At 59.1% G+C, this 24215-nt stretch carries 16 protein-coding genes and 1 pseudogene; 7 read left to right on the forward strand and 10 right to left on the reverse strand.

Features of this window, described 5'->3' with window-relative positions:
* Window positions 1-63: 63 nt before the first annotated feature.
* The 7 genes from PSH87_RS04320 to PSH87_RS04350 form a co-directional block, all read right to left on the reverse strand.
* Complete coding sequence (locus PSH87_RS04320; protein WP_305432705.1) at window positions 64-1662, reverse strand: ABC transporter substrate-binding protein; 1599 nt, start codon at window positions 1660-1662, stop codon at window positions 64-66.
* An 81-nt stretch (window positions 1663-1743) separates the two neighbouring features.
* Window positions 1744-3159, reverse strand: a complete 1416-nt coding sequence (locus tag PSH87_RS04325; protein WP_305432706.1) for an OprD family outer membrane porin — start codon at window positions 3157-3159, stop codon at window positions 1744-1746.
* Between the two features lie 171 nt (window positions 3160-3330).
* Window positions 3331-4935 carry an ABC transporter substrate-binding protein gene (locus tag PSH87_RS04330; protein WP_305432707.1) on the reverse strand — a complete coding sequence of 535 codons (1605 nt, stop codon included), beginning with the start codon at window positions 4933-4935 and terminating at the stop codon, window positions 3331-3333.
* Window positions 4936-5238: 303 nt separating this feature from the next.
* Window positions 5239-6867, reverse strand: a complete 1629-nt coding sequence (locus PSH87_RS04335) for an ABC transporter substrate-binding protein (RefSeq protein WP_026137149.1) — start codon at window positions 6865-6867, stop codon at window positions 5239-5241.
* Between the two features lie 258 nt (window positions 6868-7125).
* The gene (locus tag PSH87_RS04340; protein WP_305432710.1) at window positions 7126-8727 is read right to left on the reverse strand and encodes an ABC transporter substrate-binding protein; all 1602 of its coding nucleotides are present in this window, start codon (window positions 8725-8727) and stop codon (window positions 7126-7128) included.
* Between the two features lie 98 nt (window positions 8728-8825).
* Complete coding sequence (locus PSH87_RS04345; RefSeq protein WP_305432712.1) at window positions 8826-11567, reverse strand: hypothetical protein; 2742 nt, start codon at window positions 11565-11567, stop codon at window positions 8826-8828.
* Between the two features lie 489 nt (window positions 11568-12056).
* A complete protein-coding gene (locus tag PSH87_RS04350; RefSeq protein ID WP_017739478.1) occupies window positions 12057-12767 on the reverse strand; it encodes an SIMPL domain-containing protein in 711 nt (236 codons plus the stop codon).
* Between the two features lie 205 nt (window positions 12768-12972).
* Between PSH87_RS04350 and PSH87_RS04355 the strand changes: the two genes are divergently transcribed.
* The 3 genes from PSH87_RS04355 to PSH87_RS04365 all read left to right on the forward strand — a co-directional run bounded on the left by PSH87_RS04355 (window position 12973) and on the right by PSH87_RS04365 (window position 16613).
* Window positions 12973-14235, forward strand: a complete 1263-nt coding sequence (locus tag PSH87_RS04355) for an ATP-binding protein (protein WP_017739479.1) — start codon at window positions 12973-12975, stop codon at window positions 14233-14235.
* On the forward strand, window positions 14228-14788 hold the full coding sequence (locus tag PSH87_RS04360; RefSeq protein WP_003171731.1) for a response regulator transcription factor: 561 nt from the start codon (window positions 14228-14230) through the stop codon (window positions 14786-14788). The genes PSH87_RS04355 and PSH87_RS04360 overlap by 8 nt, the downstream gene beginning before the upstream one ends.
* 100 nt (window positions 14789-14888) lie before the next feature.
* A complete protein-coding gene (locus PSH87_RS04365; RefSeq protein ID WP_305432714.1) occupies window positions 14889-16613 on the forward strand; it encodes an ABC transporter ATP-binding protein/permease in 1725 nt (574 codons plus the stop codon).
* 208 nt (window positions 16614-16821) lie between these two features.
* On the opposite strand, the gene PSH87_RS04370 is transcribed toward PSH87_RS04365, so the two are convergent.
* Window positions 16822-17259: a YhcB family protein gene (locus PSH87_RS04370; RefSeq protein ID WP_017138275.1), complete on the reverse strand. Its 438-nt coding sequence runs from the start codon at window positions 17257-17259 to the stop codon at window positions 16822-16824.
* A 147-nt stretch (window positions 17260-17406) separates the two neighbouring features.
* Here PSH87_RS04370 and PSH87_RS04375 point away from each other — a divergent pair, with 147 nt between their 5' ends.
* The 3 genes and pseudogenes from PSH87_RS04375 (at window position 17407) to zapE (ending at window position 20594) form a co-directional block, all read left to right on the forward strand.
* Complete coding sequence (locus PSH87_RS04375) at window positions 17407-18036, forward strand: alpha/beta hydrolase (RefSeq protein ID WP_257783907.1); 630 nt, start codon at window positions 17407-17409, stop codon at window positions 18034-18036.
* Window positions 18037-18060: 24 nt separating this feature from the next.
* Window positions 18061-19419, forward strand: a complete 1359-nt coding sequence (locus PSH87_RS04380) for a tryptophan--tRNA ligase (protein WP_207040080.1) — start codon at window positions 18061-18063, stop codon at window positions 19417-19419.
* Between the two features lie 79 nt (window positions 19420-19498).
* A pseudogene (zapE, locus tag PSH87_RS04385) lies at window positions 19499-20594 on the forward strand (cell division protein ZapE).
* Window positions 20595-20724: 130 nt separating this feature from the next.
* Here zapE and PSH87_RS04390 read toward each other — a convergent pair.
* Window positions 20725-21645 (reverse strand): GlxA family transcriptional regulator, encoded by a 921-nt coding sequence (locus PSH87_RS04390; protein ID WP_177325302.1) that lies wholly within the window; start codon window positions 21643-21645, stop codon window positions 20725-20727.
* 221 nt (window positions 21646-21866) lie between these two features.
* Between PSH87_RS04390 and PSH87_RS04395 the strand changes: the two genes are divergently transcribed.
* Window positions 21867-23003, forward strand: a complete 1137-nt coding sequence (locus PSH87_RS04395; protein ID WP_305432717.1) for an acyl-CoA dehydrogenase family protein — start codon at window positions 21867-21869, stop codon at window positions 23001-23003.
* 113 nt (window positions 23004-23116) lie between these two features.
* Here the strand turns inward: PSH87_RS04395 and PSH87_RS04400 are convergent, their stop codons facing one another.
* Entirely contained in the window at window positions 23117-24157 is a 1041-nt protein-coding gene (locus PSH87_RS04400) for an NADP(H)-dependent aldo-keto reductase (protein WP_017734509.1), read from the reverse strand.
* Between the last annotated feature and the right edge of the window lie 58 nt (window positions 24158-24215).

The raw sequence follows: 24215 nt of genomic DNA on the forward strand, positions 1-24215 counted from the left end.
TCAATCAGCCGGTTAGGCAGGTCCGGCACCACCCTGGTGGGCGGTGCCGAGCGTTTTTCTTATTTACTTCGCCTGGGTAGTGGCGAAGTTATTGGTGCCGAGAGGGCTGAGTGTGTAGCCCTCTACGTTTTTGCGCATGGCGGTGAACAGTTTCGGGTAAGCCATGGGAAGCCATGGCTGGTCTTGTTCGAAAACGTCCTGTGCTTGTTCATAGAGCGCCGCGCGTGTGGCGGGTTCCTTGGCGGCACGGGCCTTGTCGATCAAGTCCTGAAACTCCTTGTTACACCAGCGCGCGTAGTTTTCGCCGTTTTTCGCTGCATCGCAACTCAGGTTCGGCGTTAGGAAGTTATCCGGGTCGCCGTTATCGCCCACCCAGCCGGCCGACACCATGTCGTGCTCGCCACCTTTGGCGCGCTTGAGCATTTCGCCCCATTCCATGACTTTGATATTGATCTTCAGGCCGATCTGCGCCAGGTCGGCCTGCATGCGCTGGGCGCCCAACATGGGGTTGGGGTTGGTCGGCCCGCCGCCGTTACGGGTAAACAAGGTAAATTCGGTGCCTTCCGGTACGCCGGCTTCCTTGAGCAGGGCGCGGGCTTTGTCCAGGTCCCGTGGCGGGTTTTTCAATTTGTCATTGAAGCCCAGCAAGGTCGGTGGATACGGGCCGGTGCCCACCACTGCGTTGCCTTTGCCGAACAGTGCGTCGGTATACCCGGCCTTGTCGAACGCGATGTTGATCGCGTGGCGTACCCGCGCGTCGCTCATGTACTTGTGGGTGGTGTTCATGGCGATGTAGCTGGTGGTCATCGCCGCCAACCCGTCGACCTTCAGGTTCGGGTCGGCTTGCATGCTCGGCACGTCATCCGGTTTCGGATACAGCGCGATCTGGCACTCGTTGGCCTTGAGCTTTTGCAGGCGCACGTTGTTGTCGGTGGTAATCGCCAGGATCAGCGGATCGGCCGGCGGCTTGCCACGGAAGTACTCCGGGTTGGCCTTGTAACGCACCTGGGCGTCCTTGGCGTAGCGCGTGAAGATAAACGGCCCGGTGCCGATCGGCTTGGCGTTCAGGTCATCGGTCTTGCCGGACTTGAGCAACTGGTCGGCGTATTCGGCGGAGTGGATCGAGGAAAACGCCATGGCCAGATCGGCCAGGAAGGGCGCTTCAGGACGGGTCAGGGTAAAGACGACGGTGTGATCGTCGGTTTTCTCTACGCTCTTGAGCAGTTCCTTGAAGCCCATGCTTTCGAAGTACGGGTAGCCCACGACGGATTTTTTATGCCACGGGTGGTTCGGGTCCAGCTGGCGCTGGAAGCTCCAAAGCACGTCGTCGGCATTCAGGTTGCGCGTGGGTTTGAAGTAGTCGGTGGTGTGGAACTTGATGTCATCACGCAGGTGGAAAGTGTAGGTCAGGCCGTCTGCGCTGATTTCAGGCAGGTCCTTGGCCAGTGCCGGAACCACTTCGGTGGTGCCGGGCTTGAAGTCCACCAGGCGGTTGAACAGGGTTTCTGCTGCGGCGTCGGCGGTGACGGCCGTGGTGTACAGGACCGGATCGAAGCCTTCCGGGCTGGCTTCGGTGCAGACCACCAGCGGTTTGGCCGAAATGCCGACGGCCACGCTCAACAGCGCAGCGGCGATAGCAGCTTGTAGCGGGAGCATTTTCATTCGCAGACCTCGAACAATCTATGAGACCAGACAAGCGTAGACGGCGGGCTCGTCCTGAGCCCGCCGTCTACCTGGCGCGGATTAAAGAATGTTGAACGGGATGGTGGTAACCAGACGGAATTCGTTCAGGTTGCCGTCAGACTGTTCCTTGGTCGCGCGGTGAGCGACATAGGTCGCGCGGATGGTGGTGGCCTTCAATGGACCACTCTGTACCGCGTAGGACGTGCCGATACCGTACTCGTAGTGGTGTTCGCCGTCCTGCGACTGGACACCGTCATAGCCTTTGCCTTCTACGCCACGGTTGCCGGTGTAGTGCGTACCGTCGATGCCCCAGCCGCGAGCCGAGTAGATGTTGAACTTCAGGCCCGGCACGCCGTATTCGGCCATGTTGATACCGTAGGCAACCTGGAAGGACTTCTCGTTCGGGCCGTTGAAGTCCGACGTCAGGGAGTTGGCCAGGTAGATACCGTTGGTTTCGTGCAGGTAGTCGAAGTACTCGTTACCGTTCACTTGCTGGTAGGAGAAGGTCAGGCTGTGAGCCTGGTGAGTCAGGCCCAGGGACAGGGAGAAGGTATCGTTGTCGATATCCCCCATCAGCTTTTTGCCTTCATCGACGGTTTTGTAGTAGTTGAAGCCGGTGGTCAGGCCCAGCACCGAGCTGTCGCCCAGCTCGTGGGTGGCGCCGAAGTAGTACTGGTTCCAGAAGTCCTTGACGTTCGCGCCGAAGAAGCTTGTTTTCAGGCTCTTGAACGGCTGGTAGTTGGCACCCAGGGTGTAGACCTTGTCGGTCTCGACGCCATCGGCGCCTTTGCTGTTGTACTCGCTGCGGAACTTCGACAGGCTCTGCTCGGTACGTGGCGAAACGCGGTCAAACACGCCGCCCTGGAACGACAGGTTGGTGAATTCTTCGCTGTTGAAGCTCACACCTTCAAAGCTCGACGGCAGGGCACGGTTGCCGATGGTATCGACGATGCCGCTGCTGAAGTTCTGGCGACCGGCGGTCAGGGTGGTGTTGGACACGCGGAACTTGACGTTGGCCAGGCCCAGTTTGCTCCACTGGTCTACGGCGTCACCGTAGGAGTGGGCCAGGGTGCGGTTGGAGCCGCCGGCGATGTCGTCCCGGTTACGGATCAGTGAGATCACGTTGTAGGCCGCAACTTCGGTGCTCACGCCAACGGTGCCTTGGGTAAAGCCCGAGGTGTAGTTGAGGATGGTGCCCTGGTCCCAGTTGTAACGGCGGGAAACGCGGGTCTTGTTGATGTCGCCTTCGTTCTTGAAGTAGCCGATGCGCGTGTCGCGACGGAACATTTCGTTGGAGTACCAGTTACGCGTGGTGCCGCCCAGGCTTTGGCCGTCGATAAAGCCTTTGGCCTCGCTTTGGGCGCTGGTGCCGGCCAGGGTAGTGGGAACGAAGTCCTGGCTTTGGGTTTCAGCGTAGGCGGTTGCCGTGATGGTGCTGATGGCCAGGGCCAGAAGCGCTTTGCTGCTCAGTTTCATGGGTGAAGCTCCTTTGGTTCTCTTTTTTTTTGCCGGTCTTATTAGGTGATCCGGCTATTTGGGTTGTAACTCGTTCAAGCCTTTGCAAACGTTTGCCTTAAGGGAATTGCCGAAATAAGGCTGCACGTTTTCCGCAGAGCCAATTTCGCTCTGCGCCATCCGGTTATCTTTTTATGGGGTGATACTGACGCCCGAGAACACGTTGCGGCCGAAGGGGCTCACTTTGAAACCTTCGACTTTGGCGCTTAACGGCTGGTTGACCGTCGAGTGGGCGACTGGCGTGATCGGCACCTGCTGCTTGAGCAGTTGCTGCGCCTGTTTGTACAGAACAGTCCGTTGTTCGCGGTCGGTGACGACCTTGGCTTGCTTGATCAGCTTGTCGTACGTCGGGTCACACCACATGGAGTAGTTGTTCCCGCCGATGGCGTCGCAGCTATAGAGGGTGCCCAGCCAGTTGTCCGGGTCACCGTTGTCGCCGGTCCAGCCGATCAAGCTCACATCGTGCTCACCGTTCTTGGTGCGCTTGATGTATTCGCCCCACTCGTAGCTGACGATCTTCACTTTCAGGCCGATCTTGGCCCAATCGTTCTGCAGCATTTCTGCCATCAGCTTGGCGTTGGGGTTGTAGGGGCGTTGTACGGGCATCGCCCACAGGGTGATTTCGGTGCCTTCTTTCACGCCGGCAGCCTTGAGCAGTTCCTTGGCTTTTTCCGGGTTGTAGGCGGCATCCTTGATGGTGTCGTCGTAGGACCATTGCGTCGGTGGCATGGCGTTGACTGCCAGTTGCCCGGCGCCCTGGTACACCGCGTTCAGGATGCTTTGCTTGTTCACCGCCATGTCCAGCGCCTGGCGCACTTCGAGCTGGTCGAAGGGCTTGTGGCGCACGTTGTAGGCGATATAGCCGAGGTTGAAGCCCGGCTTGGTCAGCAGTTGCAGGTTCGGGTCGGCCTTGAGGGCGTCAACGTCGGCTGGGCGCGGGTGCAGGGTTACTTGGCATTCGCCGGCCTTGAGCTTTTGCACACGCACCGAAGCGTCGGTGTTGATGGCGAAGATCAGTTGGTCCAGCTGGACCTTGCTCGGGTCCCAGTACTGTTTGTTCGGCGCGTAGCGGATCTGCGAGTCTTTCTGGTAGCGCTGGAACACGAACGGGCCAGTGCCGATCGGCTTCTGGTTGATGTCGCTGGGCTTGCCGCTCTTGAGCAATTGGTCGGCGTACTCGGCCGACAGGATCGCGGCGAAGCTCATGGCGATGTTTTGCACGAACGCGGCGTCCACCGTGTTCAAGGTCATCACCACGGTGTGCGGGCCGGTTTTCTCGACCTTGGCGATGTTCTTGTTCAGGCTCATCCCGTTGAAGTACGGAAACTCGGTGGGGTAGGCCTTACGGAACGGGTGTTCGGGGTCAAGCATGCGGTTGAAGGTGAACAGCACGTCGTCGGCATTGAAGTCGCGCGTCGGCTTGAATTCCTTGTTGCTGTGGAACTTCACCCCTTCACGCAGGTGAAAGGTGTAGGTCAGGCCGTCTGGCGAAATATCCCACTTGGTTGCCAGAGCCGGTACTACGTTGGTCTCACCTTTTTCAAACTCGACCAGGCGGTTGTACAGCGGTTCGGCTGCATCGTTGTCGGTGGCGGTGGTGTATTGCGCGGTGTCAAAACCAGCCGGGCTGCCTTCGGAGCAGAACACCAGGCTCTTCTTGTCGGCGGCGTGGCCCATCGTGGCCACCGCCAGCAGGCTGGTGGCAAATAGTGCGGATAGAACAGTGGTATGGCGCATGACGATCCCGATCCTTGTTTGTTGTTGTCGTCAGCGAGCAATCACCCGGTCTTTCAGGACCGGGATGCATCGCTGACCCCACACGGCAAGTGCCCTGTCAGATTGAGGCTTCTGCGGCCCTGCGACGTTATGGGTCGCGGACTTCGCAGTAAATGCACGAAATCTGACTGTCGTTGTAGGTAACGGAGGCGCAGGTCGAAGTTTGTTGCTGTAGGACGGCAACGGCTTCGGCTGTGGTCTGTTTCCTACATCTTGGGCGGATGCAATAACGGCGACGTTATGAAACGTCGCCGCCAATGACCCTTATTTGCCGCTGACGCTCACGCCGTAGAAGGAGTTCAAGCCAAACGGGCTGATCTTGAAGTCCTGCACGGTGTTGCGCATGGGTTGATACACCGTCGAGTGCGCGATAGGTGTCATCGGGACAGCATCTTTGAGGATATGTTGCGCCTGCTTGTACAGCTCGGTGCGTTTGGCGACATCCGAAGTAGCCTTGGCTTCTTTCACGGTGTCGTCGAATTTCTTGTCACACCATTTGGAGAAGTTGTTGCCGGCCAGCGAATCGCAGCCGAACAGCACGTTCAGCCAGTTGTCCGGGTCACCATTGTCGCCGCTCCAGCCAATGATCATGGCCTGGTTCTCGCCGCCTTTGGAACGCTTGATGTACTCGCCCCACTCGTAGCTGACGATGTTGACCTTCAGGCCGATCTGTTTCCAGTCGTTCTGCAGCATCTCGGCCATCAGCTTGGCGTTGGGGTTATACGGACGCTGGACCGGCATCGCCCACAGGGTGATCTCGGTGCCTTCCTTGACGCCTGCTTCCTTGAGCAAAGCCTTGGCTTTGGTCACGTCATGCGGGACATCCTTGATGGTGGTGTCGTAGGACCACTGGGTCGGCGGCATGGCGTTGACGGCCAGTTGGCCGGCGCCCTGGTAGACGGAGTCGATGATCTGCTGTTTGTTTACCGACATGTCCAACGCTTCACGTACGCGCAGGTCGGACAGTGGGTTGGCGGCGGTCTGGCCCTTGAGCACTGGCATCACGTTGTAGGCGATGTAGCCCAGGTTGAAACCGGCCTGGTGCGGCAGTTTCAGGTCCTTGTCTTCGCCCAGCGCCTTGAGGTCGGCCGGACGTGGGAACAGGGTGACCTGGCATTCGTTTTTCTTCAGCTTCTGGATACGCACCGACGGGTCGGTGGTGATAGCGAAGATCAGGTTGTCGATCTTCACGTCCTCAGGTTTCCAGTAATCCTTGTTGCCGGTGTAGCGGATGTTCGAATCTTTCTGGTAGCTCTTGAACACGAACGGGCCAGTGCCGATCGGCTTCTGGTTGATGTCCTGGGCCTTGCCTTCTTTCAACAGCTGGGCGGCGTATTCCGCCGACTGGATAGAGGCGAAGCTCATGGCCAGGTTCTGGATGAACGCCGCGTCCACGGTGCCAAGGGTGAACTTGACGGTGTGGTCATCGACTTTCTCGATGTTCTTGATGTTGGTGTCCATCCCCATGTCCGTGAAGTACGGGAACTCGGTGGGGTAGGCTTTGCGGAACGGATCGTCCTTGTTGATCATGCGGTTGAACGTGAACAGCACGTCATCGGCATTGAAGGTACGGGTCGGCTTGAAGTACGAGGTGGTGTGGAACTTGACGCCGTCGCGCAGGGTGAAGGTGTACGTGAGGCCGTCCGGGGACACGTCCCACTTGGTGGCCAGCCCAGGAATCACAGCGGTGCCGCCGCGCTCGAACTGGGTAAGACGGTTGAACATGGTCTCTGCCGAAGCATCGAAGTCTGTTCCGGTGGTGTACTGGCCTGGATCAAAACCGGCCGGGCTCCCTTCGGAGCAGAACACCAGGTTAGTCGCCGCTTGGGCGAAAGGGGCTGCGGCCATAAGGCCAGCGCTAACAATTAACGGAATGACTGCGTGTTTAAGCATGTTGGCCTCATGATTTGTTGTCATTTTTGGTGGTGAGGGCGACCTCGTGAGTCGGCCTGCGGATACTTATGCAGGGGCCATACCCATTGCAAGATGCAGAACCGTTAGGAGGCTTAAACAGTGGTACGAACGTACAGGAATGTCGCAATTATGAAAGTTTCTACACAATTGAGTACATTTTGAGGGTTTTTTCGGTGCATCAGGCGCACCAAAAATGACCAACCGAGGCGTCTAGCGCACTCGGTTGGGGCGGTGCTGTTACTTATCTAGACTGACGCCGTAGAAGGGCGTGAGCCCGAACGGGCTGATCTTGAAGTCGTGGACTTCTTTGCGCAGGGGCTGGAAAACCGTCGAGTTCGCAATAGGCGTTATAGGTACTTGTTCCTTAAGGATTTTCTGCGCCTGTTGATACCACTTGATACGTTGCTCGCGGTCACTGCTGACCTTGGCCTGCTGCACCAGTTTGTCGTAGTCAGGGTTACACCATTTGGCGTAGTTGCTGCCCTTGACCGCAGCACAACTGTAGAGCACGCCGAGCCAGTTATCCGGGTCGCCGTTATCACCGGTCCAGCCGTAAATCATCGCGTCGTGCTCGCCATTTTTGGCGCGCTTGATGTATTCGCCCCATTCATAGCTGACGATGTTGGCCTTGATGCCGACTTTTGCCCAATCCTGCTGAATCATTTGTGCCGACATTCGCGCATTCGGATTGGACGCACGCTGGACCGTCATGGCCCACAGGTTGATCGTGGTACCTGGTGCGACGCCTGCTTCTTTTAGTAGCGCCTTGGCCTTGGCGGGATCGTAGGGTGCATCCTTGATATTCGGGTCATAAGACCACTGCGCTGGCGGCAACGCGTTCTGCGCCAATTGCCCGGCACTCTGGTACACGGCCTTGATGATCGCAGGCTTGTCGATGGCCATGTCCAGGGCCTGGCGCACCTTGAGTTGGTCCAGCGGCGGATGGGTCACGTTGTAGGCCAGAAAGCCCAGGTTGAAACCCGCCTGTTGCAGCACGCGCAGGTTGGGGTCCTGCTTCATCACTTCGATGTCGGACGGGCGCGGGTAACCGCTGACCTGGCACTCGCCGGCCTTGAGCTTTTGCAGGCGCGACGCGGCGTCCGGGGTGATGGCGAACACCAGGTTGTCGAGTTTCACATCGTCGGGCTTCCAATACTGCTTATTGGCCACGTAGCGAATCTGCGAGTCTTTCTGGTAGCGCTTGAACACGAACGGCCCGGTGCCGACCGGCTTCTGGTTGATCTCTTCGGCTTTGCCCTGCTTCAGCAATTGGGCGGCGTACTCGGCGGACTGCACCGAGGCAAAGCTCATGGCCAGGTTCTGCACAAATGACGCATCGACATTGTTCAGGTTGAAACGCACGGTGTGCTCGTCGAGTTTTTCGACGCCCTTGATCGTGGTGTTCAGGCCCATGTCGGTGAAGTACGGCGACTCGGACGGGTAGGCCTTGCGAAACGGGCTGTCGGCATCCAGCAGGCGGTTGAAGGTGAACAGCACATCATCCGCGTTGAAATCGCGGGTAGGCGTGAAGAAGTCGGTGGTGTGGAATTTGACGCCGTCGCGCAGATGGAAGGTGTAGATCAGGCCGTCTTTGGATACGTCCCAGCTAGTCGCCAGGCCGGGCTCCACTTCGGTGCCGCCGCGCTTGAATTGCGTCAGGCGGTTGAACACGGTTTCGGCCGAGGCATCGAAATCGGTACCGCTGGTGTACTGGCTGGGGTCGAAACCGGCGGGGCTGGCTTCGGAGCAGTAGACCAGGGTGGTGGTGGCTTGGGCCATCGGCATGCAAGCGAGGAGGCTGGCGGCGAGGAGCAGCGGTTTGAAGGTGATTCTTTCCATGGAGACCCCTGAAATGGCAGCCCTGCGCAGGCTACGCAAACGAAAACGGCGGTACCGAGGGTACCGCCGTTCATTGAGGGCAGATAGAGGGTTAGCGCTTATTCATCCGGTGTAGGCTTGATTTCCATGCGCGTTGGCGTAGAGGGGTCAACGGTATAACCGGCGCCGTCCAACTCGTTACTTTCGCGTATGGTAAATGTTCTTGATGCATTCACCTTTATGTCGGTAACGGGTTCAAGATCAAGGCGGTCTTCGGACAGTTTGCTCGCTATAAAGTCGATCTTGGCCGTGACAGTGGTCGCGGCATCTGCTGGGTCATATTTGATGTAGTAGTGTGTATTGCGTCCGCTGCCAAGGACCGTTCCCTTAAAGCGGGGTGTCGCAAACTCACCCGCAGCGGGACCAAGCGCCCATTGGTTGGCAAGTTCGGAAATTCGAGCTCTCAACTCCGGTTCAGGAATGATTTTCTCAATTTCCTCGATACTTTTTTGTTTCAGCTGACGAAGCTCTTCGTTTGATAACAGAGCGCCTTTTTTTTGCTGAAGTTCGATTATCTGGCTGCCGATGTCGAGCGCCAGCTTGGCGTTCCCAGGACCTTCTATTGTGAACTTGTCGCGATGCAGGTCATCGATAAACTGGCTGCTGTATTCGCTGGTGCCGAATGTCGAAACGTTAGCCGGTGGTGGCGGCGTGGCGTCGGCAGGGTTTTCTTCAAACGTCCAGGAAACTTGCGGTGCGATTTCACCTTCTTCGTTCAGCGTGACACCGTATGTGTAATCGTAGCCATCAGTCTTGAGGTATTTATCCAGTATTTCAGCGCCCTTCATTTTTTTGCCATCGACATCAAGGAACTCATCTGAAAGTTGTCGCGGCCTTGTGAGTTCAACGTCTGCTGTTGAAGGTGATGCCCGGTTCCACCATGCACCGCCATCGCCCGGCGCACGTGTCCATTCGCCATCACGTCCAGGCGTTACCACCATCACTCCCTTGCCGGTATTTGGATCGATGATCTTGGCAAATGAGTTGCCCGATCGGTAGCTGCCGGATATTTCAAAGACCTTGTGGGTGCCCGTCTCATCGGTCACGCGCACGAACTGGCGAAATACTCCCTTGCTATCGGTCATTCGATAGACCCCCGATGCATTTCGGGTAGCGTTCCGTATCAGCTCCTCACCGTCGGCAACCGCATATTGCGCCATGGGAATGAGTGACGGCGACCTCGGCAAGGGTTGTGATACGTCTGTATTGGCAGGGTATGTGCCCCTGGATGTTCCTGGCTGGGATTCTTCGGTGATGGTGGGAACCTCCTCACTGGCGGGTGGCGCTTTGGGTGCCCGTACCAACTCAAAGTCACTGGATGGCGAGTTGTACCGCCAACTGACGTCTCTGAGATCAGGGGCGAGCGCGGCGGCGGGCGGTTCCTCCGTTCCTGCTCCTCCGGCGGTTGCTAGTTCGTGCGCCAATTGCAGCGCTGATATCACCGCCCCGGAACTGCCGCCAATACGATCCTCTGCGGTTTTTCCATAAATCCCATCGTGTATGCCGAAGACAATGTTGCCCGCGTTGCCCACCACGGGCACGTAACCGAAGGTATTGCCCCAGAAGTCTTTCGCGGCCTTCCAGTTTTGTTGTGAGGAACCAAATACTTCGGTCTGATCGGCCCATACTGCGTTGGTGGCGTTCTGCTCCTGATATTTGGAGGCAATGCCGTTGTCCAGGTTGCCAAACTTCAACTGATAATGATCGCCGCGTGCCCTGGTGTAATTAAATGTCTCCCTGACGGGGATGGCTTGATCTTTGAAGAGGTTTTGATACCCAGGGTAAGTGGCATTCTTGCCTCTGATCAGGGTGTCTAGAACATCTCCCGCCTTCGGCCAATGCGCGTCTTTTCCGCCTTGTCGGTCGCTGGCGTTGAAGCGCGTGTGTAAAGTGTTCTGGTTGTTCTTTGCCCAGTTGGCAAAGTCGTCGTCACCTTTTATCTCATGGGCCGCGCCATTTCTTAAATCAATCATCAACCCTTGATTCGGGCGGTTTTCATAGTTGCCGTCGTAGGGGGTGTAGGGGATGAATGCATACCCTGAGAGTGGGTAGCCATAGATGTTGGGGATAATGACCTGGCCATTATGTTCCAATGTGCGTTTGATCGCTTCTTTGGCTTCACCACTCAGTTTTTCAAAGCTGTCTTTGTTGTTGAAGAGACTTTGCAGGGTGCCTCGAGTAACGTAGGCATCTGCTTTTCCTGAACGTTGCGCCACTTCACCTGACGCATCCCGCATCGGCGTGGCTATATCTTTTTCCCAGTGATCCTGGAGTTTATGGCCAAGCGACTCCAGCTCGTTGATTTTTCCACGGCTCTTTTTTTCGATGCTCATGGATTGGAAATTGATCGGGCCACCTCGCTGCACCTTGTCGTGCTCAAGGGCTCCCGCTGCTATTTCCCATGCAAAGTAGGTACGAATCTCGGTGCCGGTCAGTACATCGGGTTTTCCCATGCCGGTGTACGTGCTGAACTTTACTTTGAATTGTTCGTGCGGGTCATGGCCGGCCGCCAATAATCCACCGCTAAAATAACCCGCGGGCTCCATGAACTGGCGCGCGTTCTGGAACTTGATATTTCGTTTGCCCTCTCGATCACTCTCTATGTCTCCGATCAGCGTCTTGACGCGATTGGCATAGGCGTCGATATGTTGTTCTCGTTCTTCTTTGGTATAGCCCGTGCCGGGCGCCGGAGCGGTAGGTGTTCCGTAGATTGTCGTCGTGTAGGTACTGGCGCTGTTATTGGAAGAAGGGACTTCGGTCGTGGGTTTTTGGTCGGTTTTCTTGTTTTCGGCGTTCGCCATTTCACTCGCGTCATTCGCCGGTGCAAGGGGGGTCATTGTTGTTATGAAATTCGATGAGGTGGCCGACGTTATACTCATAATTAACTCGCTTTATCGTGGGGGACAAATAACAATTCGCCAATCGAGAGGTGCCTGGGTAAAGCCCATACTGCACGAACTATGGCCGATATCGGCTCGCCGATCCCTGGATAAAATAGCGGGTTGAATTGCTGACTAGCGCCGCATTAAAAGTGCAACTAAGTGTCTGGTTGTTTTAAGTTAAGTGTTGTAGTGGCTTTGCTCTGTCCGGGTTGATCTGATGGCAGCATTGAGTGGCTGAGTGTGTATGGGGCGTTCCACTTCAATGCCTACTAAACATTGCCGATGCTCGGCCGTTTTGCGCTGAGTCAATAGCATCCGAGAACGCCTTGCGTGCGATTGCTGAGGGGGGTGAGCAAAAAAAACGGCACAAGCCTTTATGGGCTGTGCCGTTTTGTCATAACGAATAGTTTATTGCAGCACTTCAATCACACCGTCAGCGCTCATGGTGACCTGGCTGGTACCGGCTTCCACTTCCGGCGTCGGCGCCGAATCCATGGCAGCGGCCTTCATCATCATGCCGCCACGGGCGTAGGGTTGTGGATAACCGTTGGTGTTGAAGTTCAGGTTGACGATCTTGTAGCCCTTGCCGCCCAGCGCATCGGTCGCCAGTTGTGCACGGGCCTTGAACGCGGCCACGGCATCCTTGAGCAACGCATCTTCACTGGCCTTGCGGGTGGCGTCGGCGATGGCGAAGTCCATGCTGTCCATTTTCAGGGTGTTGAGCAGTTCGCCGGTGAGCTTGGACAGCGCCGGGAAGTCCGCACTTTCCAGGCGCAGTTCGGCGCGCTCGCGCCAGCCGGTGATCTTCTGGTTCTTGTTGTCGTAGATCGGGTAGCTGTTGCGGCTGCCCTGGCGCAGGGTCACGCCCTTGACTTCGCGAGACTGGGCCAGCGCCTTGTTCATGGTGGTGGTGATTTCGGCGGCAAGCTTGGCCGGGTCGCTGTTCTGGGACTCGGTGTAGAGGGTCACGATCATCTTGTCGCGGGCCACCTCCTGGCTGGCCTCGGCGCGCAGGGAAATCTGGTTGTAGTTCAGGCCTTCGGCGGCCAGGGCAGGAAGGCTGGCAAGGGTGGCGACGCCGAGGGTGATAACAGCTGCACTACGAGTGAAACGAGACATGAGAGCTCCTTAGGGTGTTCGTGTTCGGTAAGACTGTAGACGGTGGCATCGGGTTCTTCGGGTTTACACATTACCTACAAGTTTTGCCGATGCCGACGAACGGTATTTTCCCCGGCCTGCGGCAAAGAGCCACACGCGCCGTGCCAGCCGGTCGGCTTCGTTTATACTCCTGCCGATCCGCCTGCAGCGCTCAACGGGAGAGCTCATGCTCGCCGCCGTAAAACTGACTTCCGCCACCCGCCAGAACCTCTGGCGCCTGACGTTCATTCGCACCCTGGTCCTTGCCGCACAGGCTGGCTCCGTCGGGCTCGCCTATTGGTTCGACCTGCTGCCGCTGCCGTGGCTGCAATTGGGCGTGACCCTGGGTTTCTCCACCGTGCTGTGTGTGTTTACCGCGATCCGCTTGCGCACCACCTGGCCGGTGACCGAGTTGGAATACGCCCTGCAATTGGCGTGCGACCTGTTTATCCACAGTGTGTTGCTGTATTTTTCCGGTGGCTCCACCAACCCGTTCGTGTCGTATTACCTGGTGCCGTTGACCATCGCAGCGGTGACCTTGCCGTGGCGCTATTCGGTGGCGTTGTCGGGTATCGCCCTGACCCTCTACACCTTGTTGCTGGCGCGGTTCTATCCGCTGCAAACGTTCCCCATCGCCCGGGAAAACCTGCAGATCTACGGGATGTGGCTGAGCTTCGCCTTGTCCGCTGCCGTCATTACCTTTTTCGCCGCGCGCATGGCCGAAGAGCTGCGCCGCCAGGAAGAACTGCGCGCCATCCGTCGTGAAGAAGGCCTGCGCGACCAGCAATTGCTGGCCGTCGCCACCCAGGCCGCCGGCGCTGCCCATGAGTTGGGCACGCCGTTGGCGACCATGAGCGTACTGCTCAAGGAAATCATCCAGGACCACCACGACCCGGCGCTGCAGGAAGACCTCGGCGTGTTGCAGGAACAGGTCAAGCAGTGCAAACAGACCTTGCAGCAACTGGTGCGTGCCGCCGAAGCCAACCGCCGCCTGGCGGTGGAGATGCAGGACGTGACCCAGTGGCTCGACGAAGCCCTGAACCGCTGGCACCTGATGCGCCCTGAAGCCAGCTACCGCTTCCACCTGCTCGGGCAAGGCACCGTCCCGCGCATGGCGCCGCCGCCCGACCTGACCCAGGCGTTGCTCAACCTGCTGAACAACGCTGCCGACGCCTGCCCCGAAGGCCTGGGCGTGCAGCTGGACTGGGATGCGGAAGACGTGACCATCAGCATTCGCGACCACGGCGCCGGCGTGCCGCTGGCCATTGCCGAGCAGATCGGCAAACCGTTCTTTACCACCAAGGGCAAAGGCTTCGGCCTCGGCCTGTTTTTGAGCAAGGCCAGCGTGACCCGCGCGGGCGGCTCAGTGAAGCTCTATAGTCATGAGGAAGGTGGCACGCTCACCGAGCTGCGCCTGCCCCGTGTCGCACGAGGAGATATCGATGAGTGACGAGATCCAAGTCGAAGGCGAAGAACTGCCGCACCTGTTGCTGGTAGATGACGACGCGACCTTTACCCGCGTGATGGCACGCGCCATGAGCCGTCGCGGTTTCCGCGTGAGCACCGCCGGTTCCGCCGAAGAAGGCCTGACCATCGCCCAGGCCGACCTGCCGGACTACGCCGCGCTCGACCTGAAAATGGACGGCGACTCCGGCCTGGTGCTGCTGCCCAAGCTGCTGGAACTCGACCCGGAAATGCGCGTGGTGATCCTTACCGGTTACTCCAGCATTGCCACTGCCGTCGAGGCGATCAAGCGTGGCGCCTGCAACTACCTGTGCAAACCGGCCGATGCAGATGACGTGCTGGCCGCCTTGCTCTCCGAGCACGCCGACCTCGACACCCTGGTGCCGGAAAACCCGATGTCGGTGGACCGCCTGCAGTGGGAACACATCCAGCGCGTGCTCACCGAACACGAAGGCAACATCTCCGCCACTGCCCGCGCCCTGGGCATGCACCGCCGCACCTTGCAGCGCAAACTGCAAAAGCGTCCGGTACGCCGCTGAACGAAGTCTGAACAACCTGCTTCAGGCTCCACGGCGCCCTGAACCGATCGTCTATGATCGGTTCAAACGCCTGTGATCTTTTCCCTACCGAGCCTGAACGATGAATCAGAACGCTGAGTACTCCGCGGTCAACGACGCGGTGCGTGGGCAATTCTTCCGCCGAACCTGGGCGATGATCACACCGTATTGGCGCAGTGAAGAGAAGGGCAAGGCCTGGTTGTTGCTGGCGGCGGTGATCGGCCTGTCGTTGTTCAGCGTGGCGATCTCCGTGTGGATCAACCACTGGTACAAGGACTTCTACAACGCCCTTGAACACAAGGACACGGCTGCGTTCTGGCAACTGATCGGCTACTTCGGCGGGATCGCCGCCGTGGCCATTCTTGGCGCGGTGTACCGCCTGTACCTGACCCAGATGTTGACCATCCGCTGGCGTGCCTGGCTCACCGAAAAGCACTTCGCCCGCTGGCTCGCCCACAAGAACTACTACCAGCTGGAGCAGGGCGGTTACACCGATAACCCGGACCAGCGGATTTCCGAAGACCTCAACAACTTTACCGCCAACACCTTGAGCCTCGGCCTTGGCTTGCTGCGCAATGTGGTCAGCCTGGTGTCGTTCTCGATCATCCTGTGGGGCGTGTCGGGCAGTATCGAAGTGTTTGGCATCACCATTCCCGGCTACATGTTCTGGTGCGCGCTGCTGTACGCCGCCGTGGGCAGTTGGCTGACGCATTTGATCGGCCGTCGCCTGATCGGCCTGAGCAACCAACAGCAACGTTTCGAAGCGGACCTGCGTTTCTCCATGGTGCGCGTGCGTGAGAACGCCGAGAGCATCGCGCTGTACAACGGCGAGCCGAATGAACAACAGCGCCTGAGCACGCGCTTCGGCAAGGTCTGGCACAACTTCTGGGACATCATGAAAGTGTCCAAGCGCCTGACCTTCTTCACCGCCGGTTACAGCCAGATCGCGATCATCTTCCCGTTCATCGTCGCCGCGCCGCGTTACTTCACTGGCAAGATCGAATTGGGCGAGCTGATGCAAATCAACTCGGCGTTCGGCAACGTGCAGGAGAACTTCAGCTGGTTTATCAGCGCGTATTCCGACCTGGCGTCGTGGCGTGCCACCAGTGATCGTCTGCTGAGTTTTCAGCAGGCCATGACGGATAACGAGCAGCGCCCGCCAGCGATTGACGTGCGCCCTGAAGGCGAACGCCTTGTGGTGCAAAACCTCGGCATGGACCTGGCCGATGGTCGCCACTTGCTGACCGATGCGGACATGAGCGTAGAGCCCGGCCAGCGCGTGATGCTCAGCGGGCGTTCCGGCAGCGGTAAAAGTACCTTGCTGCGTGCGATGGGCCAACTGTGGCCAGCGGGGCACGGCAGCATTCGTTTGCCGGCTGCGCGATATTTGTTTTTGCCGCAGAAGCCTTACCTGCCGATCGGTACGTTGAAGGCGGTGTTGAGTTATCCACAAGACGACAGCGCCTACCCGGCCGAACGTTATGCACAGGTGCTGGAGACTTGCCGCTTGCCGCATCTGGTTGGCCGTCTGGATGAAGCGAACCACTGGCAACGCATGCTCTCGCCGGGTGAGCAGCAACGTTTGGCGTTTGCCCGTGCGTTGTTGTTCGCGCCGCAATGGCTGTACATGGACGAAGCGACATCGGCGATGGATGAAGAGGATGAGGCGACGTTGTACCAGGCGTTGATCGATGAGTTGCCGGGATTGAGCATTGTCAGCGTGGGGCATCGCAGCAGCCTGAAGCGCTTCCATGGGCGGCATGTGCGGATCGAGGGCGGGCGTCTCCAGGAGCAACAACCCGCCTAAGGGTGTACTCGATTAATGTGGGAGCTGGCTTGCCTGCGATGGCATCGCCGCGGTTTAACTGACAGACCGAGGCGCCTGCATCGCAGGCAAGCCAGCTCCCACACAAGCCCGCTCCCACATGGGGTCTCCGGTGTTCTTGAGAATGAGCAGGCAACAAAAAGCCCGGCTGATCATCGATCAGCCGGGCTTTTTAGTGCCTGAAGAAAACCTACTTCTTCAAACCGTAATGCTCATCCAGCATGCCTGGGGCGTTCGGCGTTTTTGGCGCGTAGTCCCGTGGCGGCTCCTGGTTTTCCCGGGGTGGGGTCAGGCGCTCACGTGGTGCTTGCGGTGCATCGGAATGCAGCGCGGCCAGCAGGCGCTGACGGGTGATGTCGTCGAGAGCCAGGCGGTTGGCGCCATCGGCGAGGTGGTCTTGTACTTCCTGGTAGCTCTGGGTGAGCTTCTTGACCAGGGTCGCGGTGCTGTTGAAGTGGGTAACAACCTCGTTCTGATAACTGTCAAAACGTTCCTGAATGTCATCCAGCTGACGCTGCGTGCGGTTAGGCGCGGCATTCGGCAGCAGGCGAGCAACCAGGAATCCAATGGCGACACCGGCAACCAGGGCAAGAGTCGGCAACAACCAAACTAAGAGCGAGTGTTCCACGAGTCCTTCCTCTATAAACGGCTTTGCTTTACGTTAACGGCTCAAACCTGCGCTGTATACCGCGATTAAGCTCGCAATGATGCCAAGCACAGACTTTTAGCTAGACGAGTCGACCCATTGAGAGGTCACGGAGTTCATCTCTTGCTCATGCGTGAAACCCCCGTTTTGATCGAAGGCCCGGTGGGCCAACTGGAAGCCCTGTACCTGGATCACCCCGAACCACGGGGCCTGGCGCTGATCTGCCACCCCAACCCGGTGCAGGGTGGCACCATGCTCAATAAAGTCGTCTCGACCCTGCAACGCACCGCCCGCGATGCTGGTTTGATTACGTTGCGCTTCAATTACCGTGGCGTCGGCGCGAGTGCCGGCACCCACGACATGAGCACCGGTGAAGTGGACGACGCCGAAGCGGCCGCCACCTGGCTGCGGGAAAAACACCCCGACCTGCCGATGACCCTGCTCGGTTTCTCCTTTGGTGGCTACGTGGCCGCCAGCCTCGGCGGCCGCCTGGAAGCCAAGGGCGAGCAGCTCGCGCACCTGTTCATGGTCGCCGCGGCGGTGATGCGCCTGCGCGACACCGACCTGCTGCCGTTGGGCTGCCCGCTGACCCTGATCCAGCCGGAAACCGACGAAGTGGTCGACCCGCAGACCGTCTACGACTGGTCCGCCGCCCTGAATCGCCCCCATGAGCTGCTGAAAGTGGCAGAATGCGGGCACTTTTTTCATGGCAAGCTCACCGATCTCAAGGATCTGGTGCTGCCGCGCCTCTCGAATTGATAGCAGTCTGATAAGCGATTACCCATGACGACTCGTACCCGTATCCTCACCGGCATCACCACCACCGGCACGCCGCACCTGGGCAACTACGCCGGTGCGATCCGCCCGGCGATCCTCGCCAGCCAGGACGCCAATGCCGACTCCTTCTACTTCCTGGCCGACTACCACGCCCTGATCAAGTGCGATGACCCGCAGCGCATCCAGCGCTCGCGCATGGAAATCGCCGCGACCTGGCTGGCCGGTGGCCTGGATGTGAACCGGGTGACGTTCTATCGCCAGTCGGACATCCCGGAAATCCCCGAGCTGACCTGGCTGCTCACCTGCGTTGCCGCCAAGGGCCTGCTCAACCGCGCCCATGCGTACAAGGCGTCGGTGGACAAGAACGTGGAAACCGGCGAAGACCCGGATGCGGGCATCACCATGGGCCTGTACAGCTACCCGGTGCTGATGGCGGCGGACATCCTGATGTTCAACGCGCACAAGGTGCCGGTGGGTCGCGACCAGATCCAGCACGTGGAAATGGCCCGCGACATCGGCCAGCGTTTCAACCACCTGTTTGGCAACGGTAAAGAGTTCTTCACCATGCCCGAAGCGCTGATCGAAGAAAGCGTCGCCACCTTGCCGGGCCTGGATGGCCGCAAGATGTCCAAGAGCTACGACAACACCATCCCGTTGTTCACCAGCGCCAAGGACATGAAGGACGCGATCTCGCGCATCGTCACCGATTCCCGCGCGCCGGGCGAAGCCAAGGACCCGGACAATTCCCACCTGTTTACCTTGTTCCAGGCATTCGCCAGCAAGGCCCAGGAAGAAGAGTTCCGTGCCGAGCTGCTGCAAGGCCTGGGCTGGGGCGAGGCGAAGAACCGTCTGTTCCAGCTGCTGGACGGTCAATTGGGCGAAGCCCGCGAGCGTTACCATCAACTGATGTCGCGCCCGTCGGACATGGAAGACCTGCTGCTGATCGGCGCCAAGAAGGCCCGCGCCGTGGCGGCGCCATTCCTCGCCGAGCTGCGTGAGGCGGTTGGCTTGCGTTCGTTCGTCGAGCAGGCTGCTGCGCCGGTTGCGGCCAAGAAAAAAGCTGCGAAGGCCGCACGTTTTGTGAGCTTTCGCGAAGACGACGGCAGCTTCCGCTTCCGCCTGCTGGCTGCCGATGGCGAGCAACTGCTGCTGTCGCGCAACTTCGCTGACGGCAAGGCCGCCGGTGCCGTGACCAAGCAATTGCAATCGGGTCAAACTTTGGACATTCGTAGCGAAGCGTATGGCTTCAATGTCTGGCTCGACGGCGAATGCGTCGCCGAGAGCACGGCAATCTACGCAGATGCCGCCGAGCGCGACGCTGGAATCGCCGCCCTGCGCGTTGCGTTGACGCCAATCGAAGATTGACCCGACCAAGGGTTGATTGCCATTAATCAGGGCCGTCGTTACAGTGACGGCCCGTTTTTGTTGCCTTGCTAACGAAATTATGACGCCCCTAGAACGATATCAAGCTGATCTGAAACGCCCTGAATTCTTTCATGACGCTGCCCAGGAAACGGCGGTGCGTCACTTGCAGCGCCTGTACGACGACCTCGTCGCCGCCTCGCAAAGCAAGCCGGGGATGTTCAGCAAGCTGTTTGGCAAGAAAGACCACACGCCGGTCAAAGGCCTGTACTTCTGGGGCGGCGTCGGCCGCGGCAAGACTTACCTGGTAGAACACCTTCTTTGAAGCGCTGCCGTTCAAGGAAAAGGTCCGCACCCACTTCCACCGCTTCATGAAGCGCGTGCACGAAGAGATGAAGACCCTGCCGGGCGAGAAAAACCCGCTGACCATCATCGCCAAGCGTTTCTCCGACGAAGCGCGGGTGATCTGTTTCGATGAATTCTTCGTCTCCGACATCACCGACGCCATGATCCTCGGCACCCTGATGGAAGAGCTGTTCAAGAACGGCGTGACCCTGGTGGCCACTTCGAACATCGTGCCCGACGGCCTGTACAAGGACGGCCTGCAACGCGCGCGCTTCCTGCCGGCCATCGCGCTGATCAAGCAGAACACCGAGATCGTCAACGTCGACAGCGGCGTCGACTACCGCCTGCGTCACCTGGAGCAAGCGGAGCTGTTCCACTTCCCGCTCAACGAAGCGGCGCACGAAAGCCTGCGCAAGAGCTTCCGTGCCCTCACGCCGGAATGCACCCAGGCGGTGGAAAACGACAAGCTGATGATCGAAAACCGCGAAATCATTGCGCTGCGTACCTGCGATGACGTGGCGTGGTTCGACTTCCGCGCCCTGTGCGACGGCCCGCGCAGCCAGAACGACTACATCGAGCTGGGCAAGATTTTCCATGCGGTGATCTTGAGCGGCGTGGAGCAGATGAGCGTGACCACCGACGACATCGCGCGGCGGTTTATCAACATGGTCGATGAGTTCTACGACCGTAACGTGAAGCTGATCATCTCGGCGGAAGTGGAGCTGAAGGATCTGTATACCGGGGGGCGATTGACCTTCGAATTCCAGCGCACCCTCAGCCGTTTGCTGGAAATGCAGTCCCACGAGTTCCTCGCGCGCGGGCACAAACCTTAAAGACGAAGTAGATCAAAATGTGGGAGCTGGCTTGCCTGCGATAGCGGTCTGTCAGCCAGCTCATCTGCTGGCTGGTACACCGCTATCGCAGGCAAGCCAGCTCCCACATTAGGTTTGTGTTTGTCTCGGGTTATGCGGCTTGCTGGAACTGCTGGCGATACTGGTTCGGCGACAGCTCGGTGTGCTGCCTGAACAACCGCGCAAAGAAACTCGCATCGTCATACCCCACCTCATAACTGATGGTCTTGATGCTCTTGCGGCTGCCCGAGAGCAGGCCCTTGGCCGTCTCGATACGCAGGCGTTGCAGATAGTGCAGCGGCTTGTCACCGGTCGCCGTCTGGAAGCGCCGCATGAAATTGCGGATGCTCATGCCGTGTTCGCGGGCGACGTCTTCGAAGCGGAACTTGTCGGCGAAGTGCTCTTCGAGCCAATGCTGGATCTGCAGGATGATCACGTCCTGGTGCAGCTTTTGCCCACCAAAACCGATGCGTCCCGGCGCGTAGCTGCGTTGCACTTCGTAAAGAATGTCGCGGGCCACGGCCTGGGCGATGTTGGCGCCGCAGAAGCGTTCGATCAGGTAGATGTAGAGGTCGCACGCCGAGGTGGTGCCGCCGGCGCAGTACAGGTTGTCGGCGTCGGTGAGGTGCTTGTCCTGGTTGAGCTGGACCCGCGGGAAGCGTTCGCTGAAGGCGTTGAAGAAGCGCCAGTAGGTGGTCGCCTCCTTGCCGTCAAGCAAGCCGGCTTCGGCCAGCCAGAACACCCCGGTTGCTTCGCCGCAGAGCACGGCGCCGCGTGCGTGTTGGGCGCGCAGCCATGGCAGCACTTGCGGGTAGCGGGTGCAGAGGGCGTCGAAGTCGTCCCAGAAGGCGGGTAGCACGATGATGTCGGCGTCTTCGAGGCCGCCGTCCACCGGCATGATCACATCGCTGAAGCTGCGCACCGATTGCCCGTCGGGGCTGACCAGGCGCGTTTCGAACGCCGGGGTCAGGCCCAGGCCTTGTTGCTTGCCGTAACGCAGGCTCGCGAGGTGGAAGAAATCCTTGGCTTGCATGAGGGTGGAAGCAAATACCCGATCAATGGCCAAAATGCTGACGCGCCGCAAGGGCGTGGAGATTTGGTTAGACATAATTTCATTTATTCTTATAGGGGAAAGTGGTCACCAGACGGCTGGATCGTCTTATTTTTTGTCGCATGTGTCCAGTGTCCTGTGCTGCCTTCGCGGCATAGTCTCTGTGGGCTTGTTTTTGTCCGACAATCCCCCGCAGGTGAGCCATGATCCCCAGAACCTTGTACAGCCCGGAACACGAACTCTTTCGCGAGAGCGTGCGCACCTTCCTTGAAAAACACGCCGCGCCGTTCCACGGGCAATGGGAGAAACAGGGTTATATCGACCGCGACTTGTGGCGCAAGGCGGGGGAGGCGGGGATGTTGTGTTCCCATCTGCCGGAGGCATACGGCGGCCTGGGCGCGGACTTTCTCTACAGCGCGGTGGTGATCGAAGAGGTCAGCCGCCTGGGCTTGACCGGCATCGGCTTTTCCCTGCATTCGGACATCGTGGCGCCGTACATCCTGCATTACGGCAGTGAAGCGCTGAAGCACAAGTACCTGCCCAAGTTGATCTCCGGCGAGATGGTCACGGCCATTGCGATGACCGAACCGGGTGCCGGTTCCGACCTGCAAGGGGTCAAGACCAGCGCCGTGCTGGAGGGTGACGAGTACGTGATCAACGGCTCCAAGACCTTTATCACCAACGGTTACCTGGCCGACTTGGTGATCGTTGTCGCCAAGACCGATCCCAAGGCCGGCGCCAAGGGCACCAGCCTGTTTCTGGTGGAAGCCGACACGCCGGGCTTCGCCAAGGGCAAGCGCCTGGAGAAGGTCGGCATGAAGGCGCAGGACACTTCCGAGCTATTCTTCCAGGATGTGCGCGTGCCCAAGGAAAACCTGTTGGGCCAGGCCGGCGCTGGCTTCGCGTACCTGATGCAGGAGCTGCCGCAGGAGCGTTTGACCGTGGCCATCGGTGCCGTGTCATCGGCCGAGGCGGCACTGGAATGGACCCTCGAATACACCCGCGAGCGCAAGGCGTTTGGCAAGGCGATTGCGGATTTCCAGAACACTCGGTTCAAGCTGGCGGAGATGGCCACCGAGATTCAGATCGGCCGCGTGTTCGTCGACAAGTGCATGGCGTTGCACCTTGAGGGCAAGCTGGATGTGCCCACCGCCGCGATGGCCAAGTACTGGGCCACGGACCTGCAATGCAAGGTGCTCGACGAGTGCGTGCAGCTGCACGGCGGCTACGGCTTCATGTGGGAATACCCGATTGCGCGGGCCTGGGCGGATGCGCGGGTGCAGCGGATTTATGCGGGGACCAATGAGATCATGAAGGAGATCATTGCGCGGGCGCTCTGATCTTGTGGTGTTGTTGAGGGCCCCATCGCAGGCAAGCCAGCTCCCACATTTGACGGTGTTCACACATCAAAATGTGGGAGCTGGCTTGCCTGCGATGGCGGTCTACCGATCAATCAAGGCGCAGGATTCGGATGATCCTTCTGAATCGCCTCAATCCCCTCCAACACCTCTTTCGACAGCTTCAGGTCGGCACTGGCAATGTTGCTGTCCAGTTGCTCCAGCGACGTGGCACCAATGATATTGCTGGTCACAAACGGCTGTTGCGTCACAAACGCCAACGCCATCTGCGCCGGGTCCAAACCATGCTCGCGCGCCAGTGCCACGTAACGGCTGCACGCCGCTTCCGACTGCGGGTTGAAGTAGCGGCTGAAGCGGCTGTACTCCGTCAGGCGCGCCTTGGCCGGGCGTGCGCCGCCTTCGTACTTGCCACTGAGCATGCCGAACGCCAGGGGCGAGTAGGCCAGCAGGCCGCATTGCTCGCGAATGGCGATTTCCGCCAGGCCCACTTCAAAGCTGCGGTTGAGCAGGTTGTACGGGTTCTGGATCGACACCGCGCGGGGCCAGCCACGGGCTTCGGCCAGGGCGAGGAACTTCATGGTGCCCCACGGGGTTTCGTTGGACAGGCCGATGTGGCGGATCTTGCCGGCCTTTACCTGTTCGTCCAGGGCTTCGAGGGTTTCCTCCAGCGGGGTGAGGTTGTCTTCGTCCTTGTGCTTGTAGCTCAGTTGGCCGAAGAAGTTGGTGCTGCGCTCCGGCCAGTGCAGTTGGTAGAGGTCGATCCAGTCGGTCTGCAAGCGCTTGAGGCTGGCATCCAGGGCTTGGCCGATGTGTTTGCGGTTGTGACGCAGGTGGCCGTCGCGGATGTAGTCGATGGTGTTGCCGGGGCCGGCGATCTTGCTGGCGAGGACCCAGTCGGCGCGATCGCCACGGCTTTTGAAGTAATTACCGATGTAACGCTCGGTGGTGGCATAGGTGTCGGCCTTGGGCGGCACCGGGTACATTTCCGCCGTGTCGAGGAAGTTGATCCCCGCGGCCTTGGCCCGTTCGATCTGGGCGAAGGCCTCTGCCTCGCTGTTCTGCTCGCCCCAGGTCATGGTGCCCAAGGCTATCGCGCTCACGTTCAGATCCGTACGGCCCAGCTGTCGATAATCCATCGGGTACTCCTTCAGGGAAAACAATCATAAAAGCAGGTTGAATTTTTTTTCGCAATCT

This window comes from Pseudomonas sp. FP453, from assembly GCF_030687495.1.
Lineage (GTDB): Bacteria > Pseudomonadota > Gammaproteobacteria > Pseudomonadales > Pseudomonadaceae > Aquipseudomonas.

Coding starts and splice junctions, on each gene's coding strand:
- PSH87_RS04320 (WP_305432705.1), bottom strand. CDS start 1,662: ATGAAAATGCTCCCGCTACAAGCTGCTATCGCCGCTGCGCTGTTGAGC.
- PSH87_RS04325 (WP_305432706.1), bottom strand. CDS start 3,159: ATGAAACTGAGCAGCAAAGCGCTTCTGGCCCTGGCCATCAGCACCATC.
- PSH87_RS04330 (WP_305432707.1), bottom strand. CDS start 4,935: ATGCGCCATACCACTGTTCTATCCGCACTATTTGCCACCAGCCTGCTG.
- PSH87_RS04335 (WP_026137149.1), bottom strand. CDS start 6,867: ATGCTTAAACACGCAGTCATTCCGTTAATTGTTAGCGCTGGCCTTATG.
- PSH87_RS04340 (WP_305432710.1), bottom strand. CDS start 8,727: ATGGAAAGAATCACCTTCAAACCGCTGCTCCTCGCCGCCAGCCTCCTC.
- PSH87_RS04345 (WP_305432712.1), bottom strand. CDS start 11,567: ATGGCGAACGCCGAAAACAAGAAAACCGACCAAAAACCCACGACCGAA.
- PSH87_RS04350 (WP_017739478.1), bottom strand. CDS start 12,767: ATGTCTCGTTTCACTCGTAGTGCAGCTGTTATCACCCTCGGCGTCGCC.
- PSH87_RS04355 (WP_017739479.1), top strand. CDS start 12,973: ATGCTCGCCGCCGTAAAACTGACTTCCGCCACCCGCCAGAACCTCTGG.
- PSH87_RS04360 (WP_003171731.1), top strand. CDS start 14,228: ATGAGTGACGAGATCCAAGTCGAAGGCGAAGAACTGCCGCACCTGTTG.
- PSH87_RS04365 (WP_305432714.1), top strand. CDS start 14,889: ATGAATCAGAACGCTGAGTACTCCGCGGTCAACGACGCGGTGCGTGGG.
- PSH87_RS04375 (WP_257783907.1), top strand. CDS start 17,407: ATGCGTGAAACCCCCGTTTTGATCGAAGGCCCGGTGGGCCAACTGGAA.
- PSH87_RS04380 (WP_207040080.1), top strand. CDS start 18,061: ATGACGACTCGTACCCGTATCCTCACCGGCATCACCACCACCGGCACG.
- PSH87_RS04390 (WP_177325302.1), bottom strand. CDS start 21,645: ATGCAAGCCAAGGATTTCTTCCACCTCGCGAGCCTGCGTTACGGCAAG.
- PSH87_RS04395 (WP_305432717.1), top strand. CDS start 21,867: ATGATCCCCAGAACCTTGTACAGCCCGGAACACGAACTCTTTCGCGAG.
- PSH87_RS04400 (WP_017734509.1), bottom strand. CDS start 24,157: ATGGATTATCGACAGCTGGGCCGTACGGATCTGAACGTGAGCGCGATA.